Source organism: Vibrio clamense (assembly GCF_050337905.1).
Lineage (GTDB): Bacteria > Pseudomonadota > Gammaproteobacteria > Enterobacterales > Vibrionaceae > Vibrio > Vibrio cortegadensis.
Genome location: NZ_JAKJTJ010000021.1, coordinates 266,946 through 285,999, shown reverse-complemented (window position 1 = coordinate 285,999; position 19,054 = coordinate 266,946). Strand labels below are relative to the sequence as shown.

At 41.7% G+C, this 19,054-nt stretch carries 15 protein-coding genes; 7 read left to right on the top strand and 8 right to left on the bottom strand.

Going from position 1 to position 19,054, the window contains the following annotated elements; translation table 11 throughout:
- Positions 1-125: 125 nt before the first annotated feature.
- Genes sapA through L4C39_RS08965 form a run of 5 tightly spaced genes read left to right on the top strand, consistent with a single transcriptional unit; the run spans position 126 to position 5,356 of the window.
- Positions 126-1,745, top strand: a complete 1,620-nt coding sequence (gene sapA, locus L4C39_RS08985) for an ABC transporter substrate-binding protein SapA (RefSeq protein WP_029203576.1) — start codon at positions 126-128, stop codon at positions 1,743-1,745.
- Complete coding sequence (locus L4C39_RS08980) at positions 1,746-2,708, top strand: ABC transporter permease (protein WP_371711010.1); 963 nt, start codon at positions 1,746-1,748, stop codon at positions 2,706-2,708.
- Positions 2,695-3,582 (top strand): putrescine export ABC transporter permease SapC, encoded by an 888-nt coding sequence (sapC, locus tag L4C39_RS08975; RefSeq protein WP_017054731.1) that lies wholly within the window; start codon positions 2,695-2,697, stop codon positions 3,580-3,582. Before L4C39_RS08980 ends, sapC begins: the two co-directional genes overlap by 14 nt.
- A complete protein-coding gene (locus L4C39_RS08970; protein WP_017054730.1) occupies positions 3,582-4,577 on the top strand; it encodes a peptide ABC transporter ATP-binding protein in 996 nt (331 codons plus the stop codon). The genes sapC and L4C39_RS08970 overlap by 1 nt, the downstream gene beginning before the upstream one ends.
- On the top strand, positions 4,574-5,356 hold the full coding sequence (locus L4C39_RS08965) for a peptide ABC transporter ATP-binding protein (protein ID WP_017054729.1): 783 nt from the start codon (positions 4,574-4,576) through the stop codon (positions 5,354-5,356). The genes L4C39_RS08970 and L4C39_RS08965 overlap by 4 nt, the downstream gene beginning before the upstream one ends.
- Positions 5,357-5,485: 129 nt before the next feature.
- On the opposite strand, the gene L4C39_RS08960 is transcribed toward L4C39_RS08965, so the two are convergent.
- The 3 genes from L4C39_RS08960 to L4C39_RS08950 all read right to left on the bottom strand — a co-directional run bounded on the left by L4C39_RS08960 (position 5,486) and on the right by L4C39_RS08950 (position 9,097).
- Complete coding sequence (locus tag L4C39_RS08960) at positions 5,486-7,438, bottom strand: hypothetical protein (RefSeq protein WP_371711011.1); 1,953 nt, start codon at positions 7,436-7,438, stop codon at positions 5,486-5,488.
- A gap of 279 nt (positions 7,439-7,717) precedes the next feature.
- A complete protein-coding gene (locus tag L4C39_RS08955; protein WP_371711012.1) occupies positions 7,718-8,107 on the bottom strand; it encodes a DUF2750 domain-containing protein in 390 nt (129 codons plus the stop codon).
- Between the two features lie 84 nt (positions 8,108-8,191).
- Complete coding sequence (locus L4C39_RS08950; protein ID WP_017054727.1) at positions 8,192-9,097, bottom strand: manganese-dependent inorganic pyrophosphatase; 906 nt, start codon at positions 9,095-9,097, stop codon at positions 8,192-8,194.
- A 308-nt stretch (positions 9,098-9,405) separates the two neighbouring features.
- Between L4C39_RS08950 and L4C39_RS08945 the strand changes: the two genes are divergently transcribed.
- Complete coding sequence (locus tag L4C39_RS08945; RefSeq protein WP_371711013.1) at positions 9,406-10,617, top strand: putative manganese transporter; 1,212 nt, start codon at positions 9,406-9,408, stop codon at positions 10,615-10,617.
- Between the two features lie 180 nt (positions 10,618-10,797).
- On the opposite strand, the gene L4C39_RS08940 is transcribed toward L4C39_RS08945, so the two are convergent.
- The 5 genes from L4C39_RS08940 to torE form a co-directional block, all read right to left on the bottom strand.
- A complete protein-coding gene (locus tag L4C39_RS08940; protein WP_429745451.1) occupies positions 10,798-12,537 on the bottom strand; it encodes a glycoside hydrolase family 36 protein in 1,740 nt (579 codons plus the stop codon).
- A 335-nt stretch (positions 12,538-12,872) separates the two neighbouring features.
- The gene (gene efpL / locus L4C39_RS08935) at positions 12,873-13,439 is read right to left on the bottom strand and encodes an elongation factor P-like protein EfpL (protein ID WP_017054724.1); all 567 of its coding nucleotides are present in this window, start codon (positions 13,437-13,439) and stop codon (positions 12,873-12,875) included.
- 258 nt (positions 13,440-13,697) lie between these two features.
- A complete protein-coding gene (torA, locus tag L4C39_RS08930) occupies positions 13,698-16,157 on the bottom strand; it encodes a trimethylamine-N-oxide reductase TorA (protein ID WP_017054723.1) in 2,460 nt (819 codons plus the stop codon).
- Between the two features lie 25 nt (positions 16,158-16,182).
- Positions 16,183-17,364 carry a pentaheme c-type cytochrome TorC gene (gene torC / locus L4C39_RS08925; protein ID WP_017054722.1) on the bottom strand — a complete coding sequence of 394 codons (1,182 nt, stop codon included), beginning with the start codon at positions 17,362-17,364 and terminating at the stop codon, positions 16,183-16,185.
- A 45-nt stretch (positions 17,365-17,409) separates the two neighbouring features.
- Positions 17,410-17,586, bottom strand: coding sequence for a trimethylamine N-oxide reductase system protein TorE (torE, locus tag L4C39_RS08920; protein WP_017054721.1), 177 nt, complete (start codon positions 17,584-17,586; stop codon positions 17,410-17,412).
- 437 nt (positions 17,587-18,023) lie between these two features.
- Between torE and L4C39_RS08915 the strand changes: the two genes are divergently transcribed.
- Positions 18,024-18,827 (top strand): ABC transporter permease, encoded by an 804-nt coding sequence (locus tag L4C39_RS08915; protein ID WP_371711015.1) that lies wholly within the window; start codon positions 18,024-18,026, stop codon positions 18,825-18,827.
- Positions 18,828-19,054 lie beyond the last annotated feature (227 nt).

Genomic DNA, 19,054 nt, shown 5'->3' with positions numbered 1-19,054 from the left:
GAATAACTGCTTGCTATATATGATTATTGTGATTGGTGCAGCTTGCTTAAAAATGGTAAATTAGTGGGATCTTGAAGTATGAGATCGTATCTCCAATAACTTCGTTCATTAAAAAATTTCTTTCTATGAAAGCACTCTTAAAACTTACCTTTGGATTATTCACTTTAAGCCTACTTTCTGGCTGTGGTGAAGAGATTGACCACAACGAAATTCGTCAGAACGGATTCGTATTTTGTGGCCAAGGTAACCCTAGTACCTTTAATCCACAACTGATCGATAGTGGCATCACTGCCGATGCACTTAGCCCACAGATATTTGATACTCTGCTTCAGCTTGATCCTGAAACACTTCAACCTACGCCAAACATCGCAACCAGTTGGACAACCAATGACGATGGCACTGAGTATACGTTTACCTTACGTAATAATGTTTGGTTCCAAACAACAGATTGGTTTACTCCTACTCGTGCTATGAATGCCAATGATGTGGTATTCAGTTTTCGACGTATTATTGATCCTAACCACCCTTTTCACCTTGTTGGTCAGAGTGCGTATCCTTGGTTCACTAGTCTTGATTTCCAAAATCTTCTTGTTGATGTACAAGCGCTCGATGAACACACGGTTAAATTTACGCTAAGCCGTGCTGATAATTCATTTTTATCCAATATCTCGACCAGCCATTCCGTTATTCTTTCCGCCGAATATGGGCGTGAATTGGCTGCAAAAGATGAGAAAAACCAGATAGATTCGCACCCTATTGGAAGTGGGCCATTCTATTTAGATGAATACCAAGTCAATGATTTGATCCGTCTTAAAAAGCACGATAATTATTGGCGTGGTGAGGTAAAAATGGATCAAGTGGTGTTTGACATCTCCCATAGAGGCACAGGAACTCTCGCCAAATTACTGCGTAAAGAGTGCGATGTTTTAAGCTCGCCGATTTCAAGCCAGATCCCTATTATCCAAAAGCAAGCGGATTTAGAGTTGACCGCAAAGCCCGCAATGAATGTCTCTTTTATAGCGTTAAATACCACTCATGAAGCATTGAATGATCCTCGCGTAAGAAAAGCGTTAAATCTGGCTATCAACCGTCAAAATATTTTAGATTCAGTGTATTACGGAACAGGTAGCAAGGCATACACTCTACTACCACCGAACTCTTGGGCTTACCAAAAAGATACCGTCCAAATTCGCTACGATAAGAATTACGCACTGGCTTTACTGCGAGAAGCGGGGGTTGACTCTGGCCTTGAACTCTCTATGTGGGTTCCTCTAGAACCGAGAGCATACAACCCTAGCCCACGTAAGACGTCCGAGTTGATACAGGCTAATTTTGCCGATATTGGCATTAAGCTTAATCTGTTAACGGATGATCGTTTTAATCGAACAGAATTAACCAACATTTCGGATTTCGACTTGCTTTTAACTGGCTGGATTGGTGACACGGGTGATCCTGATAACTTTTTACGCCCTCTTCTTTCATGCGGCTCGGAACGTGCTGGGCTGAATGTTTCAATGTGGTGTAATTCTGATTTTGACTTTTTACTCGATCTAGCTTTAGAGGCAAATGAACAGCGTTATCGCTTTAATCTATATAAACAGGCTCAAAATATTTTGAATGAAGAATTCCCAGTCATTCCTCTCGCTCACGGTGTTCAATTCCAAGTGCATGATAAATCGTTATCTGGCTTTCGCGTCAATCCTTTTAACGTTCAACCATTTGATTTAGTCGAGAGGAGCGAATAAATGTTTTGGTATACGGTTCGTAGGCTTAATCTCTTTATCATTACTTTAGCAATATTAACCATCGTGGGTTATTCACTGCTTCGTCTAGATACAACGTCTCACTGGGCGCTACAAGAATTTTGGCTAGGTTGGTTCTCCTACATTCAAGAACTCATCCAACTCAACTTTGGCGTGAATAAAAGCGATGTTTTAATCAGCACGGAATTAGCGGTTGTTTTCCCTGCAACTCTGGAATTGTGCTTAGTCGCCTTTATTCTTTCACTGTTTGTGGGCATTCCACTTGGGACGTTAGCAGGAATGCGCCAAGGCAAGTGGATTGATACCGCAATCTCATTCACCTCCATGTCTGGGTACTCTGCGCCTATTTTTTGGGTTGCCCTACTCATGATCATGGTTTTTTCTCTTCACTTTGAGATGTTTCCTGTCGCTGGGCGTTACGATTTACTTTACGAAATTGACCATGTTACAGGTTTCGCCATCATCGATGCATTCATGGCAAAAGGTAATTACCGTGCTCATGCCTTGCAAAGTGTTTTAGAGCATATGATTTTGCCTTGCTTGGTTTTGGCATTAGCGCCGACAACGCAAGTTATTCGTCTTATGCGCGCATCGGTCGCGGAAGTGATGACTCAAAACTATATTCGAGCCGCACGTATCAAAGGTCTAACAAGCCACGAAATCGTTACTCAACATGTACTCAGAAACGCCATTCCACCAATCATTCCTAAATTTGGTGTGCAGCTATCAAGTATGCTGACGCTGGCGATTATTACTGAATCCATTTTTAATTGGCCCGGAATTGGTCGTTGGCTGCTTGATGCTTTATCCAATCAAGATTATGTCTCTATTCAGGCGGGCGTGATCGTCGTGGCAACTCTAGTTCTCACTGCAAATATTCTGTCAGATCTTGTGGGTGCGATGATCAACCCTCTAGTAAGGAAAGAGTGGTATGCTAACAAGTAGTGTTTATCAAGAAGAACAGATTCCAACGCAATTTGAGCGTTTTTGGCGCAGCTACAAAGCCAACAGTTTGGCGATGTTTGGTCTATGGTGCCTGCTATTTTTAATCTTAGTCACTCTTTTATCTCCTTGGCTAGCCCCTCATGATGCACAAGCTCAAACGGGGGAATTGCTCATTCCACCATCTTGGAACCCTGCTGGAACCGTTGAATATTTTCTAGGTACAGACGATCTGGGTCGGGATATTTTGTCGCGACTGATCATCGGTTCTCAGCTCACGTTTGGCGCAGCTATCATCATTACCACCATTGCCGGAGTCATTGGCTGCATTGTTGGTGTATTTGCCGGTATGACTAAAGGGTTACTTTCAAGTACGCTCAATCACCTACTTGATACCGTGATGTCGATACCGTCCCTGCTACTTGCGATTATTTTTGTGGCTTTCCTTGGTTTTGGTGAGTTCAACATTCTGCTTGCGATAGGTTTAGCTCTTGTTCCACGTTTTATTCGCTCAATCTATATTGCTGTACATAACGAAGTTGAAAAAGATTACATCATGGCAGCCCGACTCGACGGTGCAAACGACTTTTACCTATTGTGGAACTCCATTTTACCTAACGTATTAACTGTCATTGCCGCCGAAAGTACGTTGGCACTTTCCATCGCAATTTTAGACATTACCGCTCTAGGGTTCTTAGGTTTAGGCGCACAAGCCCCAAGCACAGAATGGGGGGCAATTTTAGGTGACTCTGTTGAACTCATCTACCTTGCACCTTGGACTGTCACGCTTCCAGGCCTTGCGATCATGTTTGCGGTTATTATCATTAACTTAGTTGGTGAAGGTGTCCGACAAGCTCTTAATGCAGGAATCGAATAATGCCATTACTAGATATTCGACATTTAACGATCGAAATTGAAACGCCTCAAGGAACCGTTAAGGCGGTTGATCGCATGAGTTTAACCTTGAATGAAGGTGAAATTCGTGGCCTTGTGGGAGAATCAGGTTCAGGAAAAAGCTTAGTCGCAAAGGCCATTGTTGGTGTATGTAAAGATAATTGGAAAGTGACGGCTGACCGCATGCGCATGGGCAGCATTGATCTATTGCAACTCACTCCAAGAGAGCGTCGAAGAGTCATTTCACGAGATATTGCGATGATATTCCAAGAGCCCTCAACATGCCTAGACCCTTCCGAAGAAGTTGGCAAGCAATTGATCGAATCGATCCCTTCAAAGTCATTTGATGGCAAATGGTGGGAGCGTTTCAAATGGCGTAAAAAGCAAGCCATTGCACTGCTGCATAAAGTGGGCATAAAAGAACATACTCGAATTATGGGCAGCTACCCATATGAATTGACGGATGGTGAGTGTCAGAAAATCATGATTGCGATGGCGATTGCAACCAAGCCAAAATTATTGATTGCTGATGAACCAACCAACGACTTAGATCCAATCACTCAATCTCAGATTTTGCGTTTGCTGAGCCGTATGAACCAAATTAATAACACAACGATTGTTCTTATTGGCCATGATTTAACGACCATCACCCAATGGGCTAATCGCATTACGGTTATGTATTGTGGGCAATCGGTTGAGTCTGCCGATACAAGAAAAATCCTTGATGTACCAAAACATCCTTATACGGTTGCTTTACTTAAGGCGATGCCCGATTTTGGAGAGTGGATCCCGCACAAAGAGAAACTTCAATCTCTTCCTGGTTCAATACCGCCCCTTCAGCACTTGCCTATTGGTTGCCGACTCGGGCCTCGTTGTCCATACGCACAAAGACAATGTGTTGAAATCCCTTATGCAAGACGAATCAAAAATCATAAGTTCAGTTGCCACTTCCCACTCAACATGGATAAAAAATCATGAGTGCATTACTTGAAGTTGACGGTCTTTCAAAAGATTTCGTAACGCGTTCAGGCCTATTTCGAAAGAAAATACATCAGGCTGTTAAACCCGTAAGCTTTAGCTTAGAAGCGGGTCAAACGATTGGTTTTATCGGTCAAAATGGCTCAGGTAAATCGACAATTGCAAGAATGCTTTCGGGAATGATTGAACCAACCTCAGGCGAAATTCGTGTCAATGGCGAAAAGTTAGAACACAAAGATTATTCAACGCGCTGCAAGCTTATACGAATGATCTTCCAAGATCCGAATACGTCGTTGAACCCAAGAATCCAAATCGGTCGAATTCTGGAGGGGCCTCTGAAGCGAAATACCAACATGCCTCCTGAAGCGAGAATGCGCCGCGTAAAAGACACGTTGCTAAGAGTTGGTCTACTGCCAGAGCATGCTTATTTTTATCCGCAAATGCTCGCAACAGGCCAGAAGCAGAGAGTATGCTTGGCAAGAGCGTTAATCCTTCAACCTTCCATTATTGTTGCAGATGAAGCTCTTAATGGTTTGGACATGGCGATGCGTTCGCAGATCATTAACCTATTTCTTGAACTTCAAGAAGAGATGGGCGTCTCTTTTATTTATGTCTCTCAACATATTGGGATCGTGAAACATATTACCGACCAAATTATGGTAATGGATAAAGGTGAAGTGGTTGAATCTGGTGACACTCACGAGGTATTGACCAACCCAAGCCACCAAATTACCCAACGTTTGGTTGAAAGCCATTTCTATAAAGCGCCAAATCATTAGCGCCAAAATCTCTGTATTAAGATCTAGGTTTAGGTTATCAACAGTAAAAACCCCTGTTAGCTTGCCAACAGGGGTTTATCAGTTAATGAATACTTTCTATAGGTATCGGAAAGTTACCGTTCAGTAAGCCTATTCAAATACCTCAATTTCATTCACTTCAATATTTTTGCTATCCGTTCGGAATTTAACGTAGTAGACGTTTGCCAATGGCGCAGCAAAGTTATAAACAAACACTTGTTCATCCCCTTCTTGCACTGCCATTGGTTCAGATTGCCAAATCAAATTATGGCTTTCATCGTACGCACTAACTACGGCACCATTCATTCTGTGCTTGTAGCGCTCTCTCTCTACACCATGTACGACAATTGATCTTACCGCTGTTTCTTTTGTCAGATCAATCGTTAGCTCTTGATTTTGATTCCTACTAGAGATAAATCGTGTCGATGTATCACCATCCACTGAATTCACTACAGGGCTATGACTACGGGCAGTCGTTGCACTTACTGGCTTATTTAGCGCCACATTGGTAAGTGTCCGCTCACCAAACTGAGTATATTCACCTTGGCGTTGGAAATCAGATAACTCCGTTTTTGGGGCTCCTTCTGGGTGATATTTAACATCTTGGTTAAATGGAAGTGTTTTCAAGTACTCCAAGCCTTTCCCTTCATTATGGGCTTCAACATACTTCCTAAATAATTCAATATAGTTCGAATCTATATCCATTGTTTTGTTTGGATATGGTAGCTCTATATTGTGATGCCCCCATATACCACCCCATTCTATTGGCTGCCATGAGTTATTAAATGGAGCGGCTGAATTCGGTCGTTTATCTTTTCTATTGGACTCCCAAAGCAAATTACGTTCAATGATATTGTCTTCATTGATTAACATTTTCCCATCTTTAATAAAGCCAGCTAAGAAAATTTTGGTTAGTGGGTTTATACCCCAATCACTGTATTCGTTGCAGAAGTTATCATAGTGACCACCACCGATTGTATGACCCGCTTCGTGTGAGTAGATCTCCATGCCGTGATTAAATATTGTTGTGTTTGTCCCATTTTGATCGGGTAAGCCATACCATTTTTTTGCGTCATAATGTTCAGCAGCTCGTTCATCATACAAGAAATGTCCATTAAAAAAGCCTCTTGCTGCACTGACACCTAGCGTGGCACCGCCTCCCCAGCCTCCGCCGCCAGTTTCTGTATAGTTATAATACCGTGAACGCAGCGTGTTCAAACGCCATTCTTTTGTATCATTTGAATAGAATTTGCCATAGTCATGATCATAACGAGAAAAAACCTCGTCATAGTATTCTCGCCCTTTCTCGCTTAACTCGGCATAATCAGTTTCAGTATTCCATTTATATGCAGGGTTAGCCGCTTTCACATTTAAGAATGGGGTATCCATCCATGCTTGCTCAAATTCTTCTGAACCTACAATTTTCGACCAATTAATAATAGCCCCAAGCATATATCTCATCGCATTGGGCGTTTCTGGACGCCATTTAACACTAGAAGTTAATTTGAAGTCCTCCTGATGAAATAATCGAGATCTAAATTTAAATGAGATAGTCGATAAGTTAGGACGAGCATTTTTCTGATCTTTATCTTGTGGAATGTAGTCATACGTAGCATCAATAAAATCATCTGCTGTTAGCGTGACCAACTCTTCAGTGCCTGTTATTTGGTACTCTAAGAATCCAGAATGAATAGGGTGTGTAAAACGGAGTTCTGAAATCGCAGGCAGTGAAGAGACATTTAAAAGATCAACGGTAGTACCATTGGCCAGTTTTGCAACATACACCATATTAGTGAACACAAGTGGCGCATCATTGAACAGACTTAGATAGTCATCTGTTGCTGTAATTCTTAGTACATTTGAAGGATAAAAGGTTTTGCTAGTAAAGTGGTTTAGTCTGTCATTATCACGCAACCATACGTCATGAATATAGTTTTCAGGCTGGTCAATCGTCATCACATCTTGTGCGTAAGTGGCATTCGCAATAAGGGTGCAACTGGTCAGCCCTATTGTCGTGATCAAGTTTTTTGACCATCTTTTAATTTGGCGGGGATTTTTCTTCATATTATTATTCCTGCTGTAAAAAGTAGCTTAAGATCAATACTGAGTTGAACTTCAATCTGATGCTTCACAGTGATATTAGCGGCAATAATAATAGGCGATGAAAATATGTTTACAGAATGGAATTAGGATCTAACTTATTGATTTTAATTTGTTTTATTAAATATCACTAATGATATAAAACTTAATTAACGCAATGTAATCCAATAAATAGAGACGCATCTCCACCTATTGGATCTAAACAATCGACAACAATAATATCTTGTTTTGACTCATGTTTAACTAGCGACGTGACGCTTGTTTTTTAAGTTCAAAATCAAATTCATCAGGGAATAAAATTACCCCTTCTTCTTTTTCATTTGGAAAAACAACAACAGCCAATTCGTCATCTTCTAATCCGACCGTCCAGCGACTGTGCCATTTGTTAAGTGAAATAGCTTCTGCTTTGCAAGGCTCCCATTCACCAGTGGCCCACGCTTGAGCGAATTCTTGATTTGGCCATACTGGCACACAATCTTCTTCTTCTGTATTTAGCATCACACAACCGTGCTCATCCGTTAGAATCCAAACTTCACGGTTTGCAACGATCTCTTTAACACAGTATTTAAAACGCTTTTCTTCGTCGTATTTATTAATGGCATCAATTTGTGAAGCATCTAAAGACTTTGACATAACGAGTTCTCGATTGAAGATTTAAAAAATAAAAGGGCTGACGATTACGCCAACCCCTTTCTAATCACTAATAGTAGTTTGTGATTAAACTAGCTCACCTTGAAGCCAAGGCCAGCCTTGTTTTTTACGGCTAAGAGTATTTTCCATCATTAGCATGCCGTTAACTTCGTGCTTCGCTAATTTTTCAGCCCACTCACCTTTGTAGATAAGTCGAGTTTGAGCCGTGGTGATATCAGTCAGCATCACAGCAGCAAAAGCCAATTTGTCTTCTTCGCAACGACGAACAAGGTCAGCTTCAAGCGCTTCAATCATACCGTCTACTTGCTCAAGTGTTGCAAGCTCAACTTGACCAACGACAACGTCACGACCGTTAAACGGGTAACCTTTTAAATCTTTCTCTACCAATTCAGCCGCTGAAAGGCCTTCGATGTTTGTTTTTGCAATCAATAGATCTTTGATAAACGCATCAACATCTTGAACGTCTGCAATTTCTGCAAGTTCAGCAACCGCATCTTTATCTTTTTGCGTGCATGTTGGAGACGCAAAGCCTACTGTGTCAGAAAGAATCGCAGACATCATTAATTTTGCAATTTGTTGAGAAATAGCATGTCCTTCAATTTTGAACATATTGAATAGAACGGTGTTAGTACAACCTACAGGCCAGATCCAAGCTTCCATTGGGTTTACCGTCATCACATCGCCTAAACGGTGGTGATCGACAATACCTAGGATTTCTGCGTCAGCCACATCATCCGGTGCTTGAGCAAGATCTGAATAATCGACTAACCAGATTTTTTCACCCGCCACTGAAGTACGAAGCTCAGGAGACGTCGCTCCAGCCACTTCAAGAATGTGCTGTGTTTCACGGTTGATTTCACCCTGACGGATTGGTTGCGCTTCAAGACCACGAGCTTTAAGCAGCTCAGTCGCTACTAGTGCACTACAAATACTATCGCTATCTGGGTTTTTATGACCAACAACTAGAATCATTTCTCTTCCTATCAATATCTATTTTTATAACCTACCTACAATGTAGATAAGCAAATTCTCACAATGGGCGATACTTTACCTGATTTTTTGGATCAGATCATGAGTTTGGGCGAATTAATCATGTAAAAAAATGTTCAAAAAACAAACAGAGAATCTCTTAAGATCCATCTTATTAATCGGTTGATTGCCGAAACATACTTATTCTCACTAATAAGTGTAGGGCTGTTTCTCCAAATTTGACAATTGCTATTGATAATCATTCTCATTCGTATATATTAATTACAGTCTCATTTGAATTGGTCAGTATTATGGAATTACTCAAGCATCTATCATCAACAAGACTGTTTTCTGTCTCTCAGTTTAAAATCTCTCATAAGCGATTGATTCTGCCCATTGCCCTGATCACTTTACTCTCAGTTGAGAATACACGAGATATTACTGTTGCAACATTATCTGATGCTTTCTGGGCGGTATCTTGCTATGTGGCATTGACTCTTGCTATTTATCACTACATTTCTCAATTTATCAGTAAAACCAATAAAATTACTAAACTATATCGAGGCTCTAGACACTATCAGGTTTTTTTCTCTGCGCTGCTAGGGGCGTTACCTGGGTGTGGTGGCGCTATTGTTGTCACCACTCAATTTGTCAGTGGTCGCGTAGGGTTTGGCGCTATTGTTGCGGTGTTAACCTCTACAATGGGAGATGCGGCATTTCTCCTGCTTGCGAGCCAACCTTCAACAGGGTTCGGCATTATTGTATTAGGGGTGATTGTCGGAACCATTTCAGGTTTAGTCGTAAACCATTTTCACGCCGATGATTTTTTACGTCCCGAACTCCAAAAGAAACTAAGCAGCACGCTGTCTACCTGCTCGAAAAAACTCAAGCCATCTCCACTGCAACAAAGGGCAATTAACCTGCAAGGAGCATTTTGGAAATGGGTATTGGTTCCCGCGAGCATAATTGCGGTTTTAGGCTCATTTCAAGTTGATATCAACGCTCTGCTTTCTCTACCTGACCTTTCCATCGAGTGGATTGGAGCCATGTTATCAGTTACAACAATGAGTCTTTGGGCTTTGACAGAAGAACTTCATGATTATGAGTCGACAGTATCGGAAGACAAAAAATGTATCACCTCCCACCCAATTCAAAAGGCTGCACAAGACACCAACTTTGTGAGTGCATGGGTGATTATCGCCTTCCTAGTTTTTGAATTAACGACGTACTTTACGCAAGTTGATCTCCATAGCGCATTTTCTGGTTGGGGAGCTTTTATGCCTCTAATCGGACTCGCGGTTGGAATGTTACCCGGATGTGGGCCTCAAATCTTAATCACTAGCATGTACATTTCAGGAGCAGTCCCCTTCTCCACCCAAATTGCTAATGCGATTTCAAATGATGGCGATGCGCTGTTTCCAGCGATAGCTCTCGCTCCAAAAGCAGCCATGGTCGCCACTCTATATTCCGCTATACCCGCTCTCATTGTTGGCTATGGATACTACTTTTTGTTCGAGATTTAAGGCCAACTCTGTTTTAGAAATTGGTTCCAAGTTCGAGATTCAATATCTAAAATTTCGTTCTTGCGATAAAAAAGCAGCCACTTTATATGGCTGCTTTTCGCTTTTTCAATATTAACTATTTCAACATTACTATTTCCGATTCACTAAAGAACCGATAAGTAATAGGTCTCTAGGTCATCGTTACTCTGCCGTGACAATTGCCTGGCTCGTCAATCCTGCGGGTAACGTAAATTGGAAAATCTGAGTCGGTTGCTCACTCAGTTTTTCACCTGTCCAATAGTGATACCAATGCACTGGATGATCAGAAGCCAATGTGAACTCTTTCTCATCACCATGATAGTTAAATAAGCAATGAAGATGATTATGCTCAGTTAAATTCAGTACGGCGTGATTTAATGATAATGAGGAGAACTCGGCCGCTTGCTGGCTATGTTTATGCCTTATTATCAGCTTACTCAACGAACGCTGAGCATAGGGAGTTAATTCTGGCAGTGGATCACCAGACAGCAGTAAACCACCACTTGCGAGGCAAACATCTCGATGAAAATTATAACTTTTGCGATCTGTCGTTTGGTTCGGTAAAGAGGTTAATGTGACGCAATCTGGATCTATCTGCCAGAGTTTGCGATGCTGCCAACTTCGATAAAAGGTCTCTTTCGCTATTTGTTCAAACCGATGAGGGTGTCGCTCTACATCATCAGAAACCCTCATTGCATCGACTAAACCTAACGATGGCCACATTGGTGCATTACAACCAAGCAACCAAGCATCACCAGCCCCTTTAGCAATCGCTTCCATCCCCATTCGGTAAGCTTGAACACCTGTCACGCCGGGTTGATAACGCTTACCTTTCAATGTTCCCCAATAGTTAGCATCAAGCTTGAATAATTCAACGCCCCACTCTTCACGCATCGTTTTTACGATATGAGTCAAATGTGCTTTCACTTCTGGATGAGAAGTATCCAAAATATACCAAGGTGTGCATCTCCAGCCACCATAAGTGACATCTTCAGCTTTTAGTAAGTTGCCTTGCTCATCTTTCACAAACCAGTTTGGATGATTACGGAAAACCTCAGATTCTGGCTGAGCAATAAAGGGCGCCATCCAGATCGCAGGTTTCTTTCCTTTTTCTTTAATACTTTGAATCAGCTCTTTTACACCATTAGTGAATTTGTCTGATGGCGTTAACCAATCCCCCATAAAGGCTTGGTAACCATCATCGAGCAACACCCATTCAAGATTGTCTAAATCACCCTTCATATGATCAACATTAAGCTGAATATTCTGTTCAGTGAACTCAGCATAATAGGCATACCAAGAACACCACCCGACCGGCGCTTTCTGATTGACACCTAAACGCGGCTTATGGTGCTGCGCAATCAGTTCACCATATTCAGTGTACAGATCGGCTAAGGATGACCCAGTTAGGATGGTGATGGATTCGAGATTGTTATTTTCCCATGTTTGCGGTTGGCTGCCTTCACCATCGATACTGGCTATTATTTCCAGCCCATTTTCTCCCTCGATGATTTCAAAAAAACCGGCGAAACGTTGGCAACTTGTAAAACCAAACAGGGTATAGCCATTCGACTCTTCAAGAACCAAATAATTGTAATACCGCTTGGCTGCATTTTGAGGGTAGATTCGGTAACTGGCATCGTTATCAGGGCAACGACCAATATCAATCGGTTGGTCAACGGTACCACCAGTTTGAGCCAACATCTGAAACCCATCGCCAATAACTGTCGCACTGCGTTCAAAATTGCAGCTGGTCTGGATCAGGGGAAAATAGGTAGGTAGTGGTGAGTTATGAATTCCTATGTATTTAAACCAAATTTGTTTGTCTTCATGTCGACAATTGACATCAGACTGAATCGGCTCAAGTTCACGTGAGCAAGGTAACGTAATAATTTCTCTCATAGGTACACCAAATAGCGTAAACGCCCAAAATACAACTGCATATGCATGAATTAAGATTCGATTAGAGCATGTAAGATTGATCTTTGTCTAATTGAACAAATGCACTAAATACTAACTTGATCACGCTTTGAGTTAAGATTTGCCAAACTTCTAATGAGTATAAATCTAATGAGGATACTTGCCGATAATTTAGTCAATATGATGTCAAATATGTAGGGTCTTTATGCCTTCGAACTGAATATTTGGTATAAAAAAGCCACTTTGAAAAAGATCCAAAATGGCTAAATGTGTCTGCTGTCCGTGATGCTAGTTCACGTAAATACTGTTGGCTGCGATTATGCGCGGCTCATGTATTTGTGATCGGCAGTGTTAACTTTGATTTTATCGCCGTTCGCAATGTACTCAGGAACTTGTACTGTTAGACCTGTTGTTAGAGTCGCAGGTTTTGTGCGTGCACTTGCAGACGCGCCCTTGATTGAAGGGTCTGTTTCAACAATTAAAAGTTCAACTGCAGAAGGTAGTTCGATAGCTACAGGGCTATCGTTAACCATAAGCACCTGAAGACCTTGAACTTCTTCAGTGATGAATAAAAGCTCTTCTTCAATTGAATCTTTGTTGAAGTTGTATGGTGTGTAGTCTTCATTGTCCATGAACACGTATTCATCACCATCAATGTAAGAGAACGATACTTGGCGACGGCTAAAGTCAGCAAGATTAATCATCTCATCGGCTTTAAAGCTCTCATCAGCTTTTGCACCTGTTGTTACATCATAAAGGCGCATTCTGTAAAGGCTTGCACCCGCACGGCCACTTGGCGTTAACTTGTTGATTTCTTTAACAAGAAAAACTTTACCATTATGTTCGATTGCGGCGAACTTTTTAATATCACTTGCCTTTGGCATATCAAATAATCCTAAAAATGAATGTGGGACAAAATTACCATGATCTCAATTATTGACAAGCTTTTGCTGCATAAACTCACGCATATTTCGCGGAAAAAATACGGTTTTCGTCAACTTGACTAAAAATAAAACAATCACAGGTTCACTGACCCTTTTACTTTTTGACACATAAACAAAAAGCCCGCCACGCTCTATTGATAGAGCTAGACGGACTTTCGCTTGTTACTTACTACTTATGACTTACTAATCGAGAACGGCTTATGCCACTTCGATTGGACCACCAAATGATGTTACTGGCGGTACTTTACCTTTGAATTTCTCAAAGTCTACGATACAAGTATTCGCAGATGTCGCTTGAGCAAGTTCAGATGAGCCTAAGTCTAGCGTCAGCGTATTTGGATCACCGTAAGTACAAATTGCACCTGGTTTCTCATTTAGAGGACCGTACCATGCACCCTCTTCAATACGAATCACACCACGAGGGAAAGACTCAGAAATTACCGCACCTGCCATCAACTGACCACGGTCGTTAAATACGCGAACTAAATCGCCATCTTTAATGCCTTTCGCTTTCGCATCAACTGGGTTGATGTAAACAGGCTCACGACCTTGTACAGAATACGTTGCACGGAAATCTTCTGATTCACACATTTGTGAGTGAAGACGTTTGTCTGGGTGACAAGATTGCAACCAGAATGGGTGCTTCTTAGAACCTGGACCACCGTGTGAACGTTCTGTTTTCTCGAACCACATTGGGTGGCCTTGACAGTGCTCATAACCCATACGATCGATAGTACGGCTTGAGATTTCGATGAAACCTGAAGGTGTACCTAGTGCATTAATCTCAGGATCTTGACGGAAATCAGCATGGCGAACCCAAGGTTTGCCTGTACCAAAGTCTAGTACGCCTTTTTCCCAGAACTCATCAAACTCAGGCATATCAAACTTACCTTTGTTTGCATCACGGCAATCAGAGTAAAGTGAACGTACCCACTCCATCTCATCCATTCCACGAGTGTACTCTTTATGACGACCAAAGCGGCGAGATAGCTCTGTGAAGATCTCGAAGTCTGTACGAGATTGGAACAGAGGATCGACAAGCTTATGCATAGCTAATAGGCCACGACCAGAGTAAGAACCGTAAACATCAATATCGTTACGCTCAAATTGAGTACATGCTGGCAATACGATGTCAGAGAAGCGACATGTTGCTGTCCATGCAAAATCAACCGTCACAACCGTTTGAAGTTTTTGGAATGCTTGCTTCATACGGTTACGATCTTGGTGGTGATGCCAAGGGTTGTTACCTGAAATTACCATCATTTTGTAATCTGGTAGTTTCACTTTAGAGCCGTTGTAGCGGATCTCTTTTCCAGGTTCGAGTAGACAGTCGATCCAACGAGCTACAGGGATTGTTTTGCTGTAGCCGTTAAAATCGTTGTTATCCCACTTAGGTTTTTGACCTTGGTCCACGTTACGTGGGAAACCACCAGGAGCCGCAAAACCAGTAGAAGGAACACCGATACCTGAATAGTGGTGACCGTAAGAGATACCGCCGCCAGGTAGGCCAATTTGACCAACCATAGCCGCTACTACCGCACCTGCCCAATAAGGTTGCTCACCGTGCTCTTGACGTTGAATACACCAACCAAATAGCAATTGAGTACGACCGTTAACCAGCATGCGTGCAAATTCGCGGATCTTATCAGCATCAACACCACAGATTTCAGCCGCCCATTCTGGCGTTTTTTCAATCTTATCTTTGGTTTCGCCTTTCACGTAGGCGATGAAATCATCAAAACCTAAACAGTAAGTTTCAATAAATTTCTTATCGTAAAGATCTTCATTATAAAGAACATGCGCCACTGCCATCATGAACGCCACATCAGTTTGTGGGTTAATGTACATATGGTCGTTGTTCAAGTAACGCTGTGTTTTGTTTTTCACAGGGTCAACAGAAAGAACATTAATTTCGCCTTTCGCGACTTTATCTTTCAATTGCTCTAAGTAAGGGAATGCTTCGTGAGTCGCACAGTTCCAACCTACTTGTAGGTTTTTCACTGGATCGGTAGCCCAAAGAACAATGTTGTCACTGTTTTCTAGGATTTCAGACCAAGATGTACCTTGTGCGTATACTTCTGTAGAACCTAATACGTACGGCAGAATCGTTTGACCTGCGCCCGTAGAGTAATCCCCTACTTTAGTAATGAAGTTACCGTGCATACCCACTGAGCGTTGCATGTGGCTGGTACAGCTGTGGAACTGACCAGTTTGACGCCAACCAGTTTGACCAGCGTGCAGAGCCCAAGGACCGTAGTCTTTTTGAACGCGCTCTAGCTCACGGTAGAACAAATCTAACGCTTCATCCCAAGTCACACGTACGAAACGGTTGTTACCGCGAGTTTCGCCGCTATATTTATGCTTCTTCAACCAATCTAGACGTACCATTGGGTAACGAACACGTGACGGGCTGTAAATGATGCCTTTGATACCATTCAACATTTCTGTCGGATGTGAATCAAGTTCTAGCGGTTTGATCTCTTGAACCTTACCAGCATAGATGTGAGCACGGAACGCGCCCCAGTGAGAACCTGAAACTTTCCAAGTTCCTGTTGTTTCTGCTGCGTGTGCTGTTGATGCCAATAAGCTTGGACCAATAACAGATGCGGCACTTGTCGTCGCTACACCTTTAAGAAAACTTCTGCGTGTAATAGCCATGTTTTAATACTCCATCCAACGCTTATTAGTGGCCTTCAGAAAAATCTGAAGAGTGCTTCTGAAGATACTTCAAGACAAGAGCTTCGCTGTCTCTGTCGAAGTTTACGAACGCTAGCATGCCGTCAAACATACCTGGCCAACCGTTAGCAGTGAAGTGAGCTTCATCTGGCTGTGTGTGACATACAGAACAGTTCGTTTTGTAAGCTTGCTCTGCTTTTTCCCAGATAGGAGTAATATCACCTAGCATCGCTTCTTTCTTCATCCAAACTTTCGCAGTAACACGTTGCCATGGAAGACCAGTCATATCGTCTTCTTTTCTTTCGAATGTTTCTACAATTTCATCGCTAAGTGCCGCATCTTTTAGAAGAGAAGCAACCGCAATGTTCAGACCGAAGTCTTCTTGAATTACACGACCAAAGCCTTTCGCTTTACGCCAACCAGCAATCTCAACTTGGATCATGTCGCCTTTATCAGCAATCACTTTCACGTTTGATGCTGGGTTTAGAAGACCAGCTTCTACTGTCATCTCTGCATCTTCGTAAACAGGTAGGTGACGAACACTCACAATGTCTTTGCCTGTTGAGTAATCCGTATTTGACGCTAATGCTTCAAGCTCATTGATCATACCGCCTGAACTATCCATATCCTTAGGAAGGTTGTGAGCAATACCTTTGTGACAATCAATACAGCTTTGGTCACGCTCTGCCGCATTCTTCATTTGAATACGAGCGGTAGGACGCATGTTTTCAAAATCCATAGAATCGTAGTTGTGACAGTTTTTACACTCTAGAGATTTGTTTGCAGAGAAACGATCCCATTCGTGTTTTGCTAATTCGATACGACGCTCTTCAAATTTTTCTGGCGTATCTAAATCGCCAAAAATCTGAGCAAATACTTCTTTAGAAGCTTGCATCTTACGAGCGATTTTAGAGGTCCATTCGTGAGGAACGTGACAGTCAGGACAAGTGGCACGAACACCAGATGTGTTTTTCCAGTGTACCGTCTCTTGTAGTTCTACATAAACGTTATCACGCATGGTGTGGCAACTTACACAGAACTCTTCTGTATTGGTTGCTTCAAGAGCAGTATTAAAACCACCCCAGAAGATCACGCCAGCAATGAAGCCGCCCATGGTCAGCACACCTAAGCTGATGTGCACAGCTGGACGAGTCATTGTCGTCCAAAGTTTAGAAATTAAGGATTTCATGATTTGCTCTCTTAAAAATTGGTTGCATTAAAAGGTCGGGCAGATTTAACCGTGAACACCAGGAGGACCCATCACGAACACTTGAAGTGCCCATACTAGGAAGCCGTAACCACCAACAAATGCAACACTCAATACTGGAAAGAGAACCACAGCAATGAAAAGGAAAGATTTCCATTCCAACGAAGGTTTTTCGCTACTTTCGATTTTATTAACATCACTCATACATTTTGCCTATTTTGTATTTAGTAATTTCGGAAGGCTCTATGGATGAGCCAAACTTTTTTCTATTTCTAGTGAAAATTTTAGACCATACAAATGGTAAGGTTCAATGAATTACCGCTGATAAACCTTGTTATTCCGTACTTTTTTGACGTCATACCGAGTTGTGTATTTTTGCTTTTTTATGTGTAAACATGTGAACAAATATATCAATTTAATATTGTTACGAAATCATTAAATATTTACACAAATGCCACACGTAAATATGCAACAAAGACCACCTAACACTTAAGGATTAGCAATAATCAACCTGTAAATAGAGTAGGCATTGACCGGGAAATGTTCAATTTTCATCCTTAAATGAATTTTAAATCAATGAATTCTCGCTGAAGAATTTAACAAGTATTGTATGATAGCTGCGGGAAAAATGGAGATGAATAATGGAAGGAATTGTGGCAATTTCATGGTGGGATTTAAGCTTATTTTGTACAACATTAAGCATTCCTTTGGCAATCAACCGTTACTTTCAACTCGGGCTTGGCAAAGAAGCCGGGATCAGCATCATCAGGATGGTAGTTCAGCTAGTTCTGATAGGATTTTATTTAGAATACCTATTCCATTTGAATAACTTTATTGTTAATACCACATGGCTCATATTGATGATTTTAATTGGTTCAAGTGCGATATTGAGTAAGTCCTCGCTACCTAAACGGCCACTGTTTCTGCCGGTATGCTTAGGTCTAACGGTTGGGTTAGGCCCCCTAATGATCTTATTATGCCTAGTCATTATCCAACCGACACCGCTCTATAGTGCACAGTTTGTCATTCCAATTGCGGGTATGCTTTTAGGAAACTCACTTAGTGGAAACATTGTCGCTTTACAGAATTTTTTCACCTCATTGAATGAACGTAAGAGTGAGTATGAAGCAGCGATCTCACTGGGTGCACATCCCTACTATGCGTCTAATGGTTTTATACGCTCAGCCATGCAAAAATCGCTAGCTCCCATTATGGCTTCTATGGCAACAACAGGGCTGGTCACACTTCCAGGAATGATGACAGGTCAGATTTTAGGAGGGGCAAGTCCAATGGTCGCCATTAAGTATCAACTGATGATTATGATTGCCATCTTTGTCATGATGTCGATCTCCATCACTCTCACTTTACAGCTTTGCTTACGCCAAACCTTTACGCAGCAAGGACGAATAAAGATCCAATTTATCCATCAACAAGATCAAAATTAGAGTTACTCACCTAATTTTAATGCTTTTATCCACAGCTTTTGTGGATAAGATTAGAAAAAACATCCAAAAATCATATTGCTACACTGTTCATATAATAAAAAACCCGCAGTTAATGCGGGTTGCTCATCGCGTGATTTCACGTAAATATCTATTTCGAGTTAATATCTATATCACGTTAATATCTATATCACGTTAATATCTATTTCCACTAGAGTCTGCTCATATCG

Excerpts from the sequence above, each read along its gene's own strand:
- L4C39_RS08965 (WP_017054729.1), top strand. The coding sequence starts at position 4,574 with ATGAGTGCATTACTTGAAGTTGACGGTCTTTCAAAAGATTTCGTAACG.
- L4C39_RS08950 (WP_017054727.1), bottom strand. The coding sequence starts at position 9,097 with ATGATTCTAGTTGTTGGTCATAAAAACCCAGATAGCGATAGTATTTGT.
- L4C39_RS08940 (WP_429745451.1), bottom strand. The coding sequence starts at position 12,537 with ATGAGAGAAATTATTACGTTACCTTGCTCACGTGAACTTGAGCCGATT.
- sapC (WP_017054731.1), top strand. The coding sequence starts at position 2,695 with ATGCTAACAAGTAGTGTTTATCAAGAAGAACAGATTCCAACGCAATTT.
- L4C39_RS08945 (WP_371711013.1), top strand. The coding sequence starts at position 9,406 with ATGGAATTACTCAAGCATCTATCATCAACAAGACTGTTTTCTGTCTCT.
- sapA (WP_029203576.1), top strand. The coding sequence starts at position 126 with ATGAAAGCACTCTTAAAACTTACCTTTGGATTATTCACTTTAAGCCTA.
- L4C39_RS08915 (WP_371711015.1), top strand. The coding sequence starts at position 18,024 with ATGGAAGGAATTGTGGCAATTTCATGGTGGGATTTAAGCTTATTTTGT.
- L4C39_RS08970 (WP_017054730.1), top strand. The coding sequence starts at position 3,582 with ATGCCATTACTAGATATTCGACATTTAACGATCGAAATTGAAACGCCT.
- efpL (WP_017054724.1), bottom strand. The coding sequence starts at position 13,439 with ATGCCAAAGGCAAGTGATATTAAAAAGTTCGCCGCAATCGAACATAAT.
- torA (WP_017054723.1), bottom strand. The coding sequence starts at position 16,157 with ATGGCTATTACACGCAGAAGTTTTCTTAAAGGTGTAGCGACGACAAGT.
- L4C39_RS08960 (WP_371711011.1), bottom strand. The coding sequence starts at position 7,438 with ATGAAGAAAAATCCCCGCCAAATTAAAAGATGGTCAAAAAACTTGATC.
- torE (WP_017054721.1), bottom strand. The coding sequence starts at position 17,586 with ATGAGTGATGTTAATAAAATCGAAAGTAGCGAAAAACCTTCGTTGGAA.
- L4C39_RS08955 (WP_371711012.1), bottom strand. The coding sequence starts at position 8,107 with ATGTCAAAGTCTTTAGATGCTTCACAAATTGATGCCATTAATAAATAC.
- L4C39_RS08980 (WP_371711010.1), top strand. The coding sequence starts at position 1,746 with ATGTTTTGGTATACGGTTCGTAGGCTTAATCTCTTTATCATTACTTTA.
- torC (WP_017054722.1), bottom strand. The coding sequence starts at position 17,364 with ATGAAATCCTTAATTTCTAAACTTTGGACGACAATGACTCGTCCAGCT.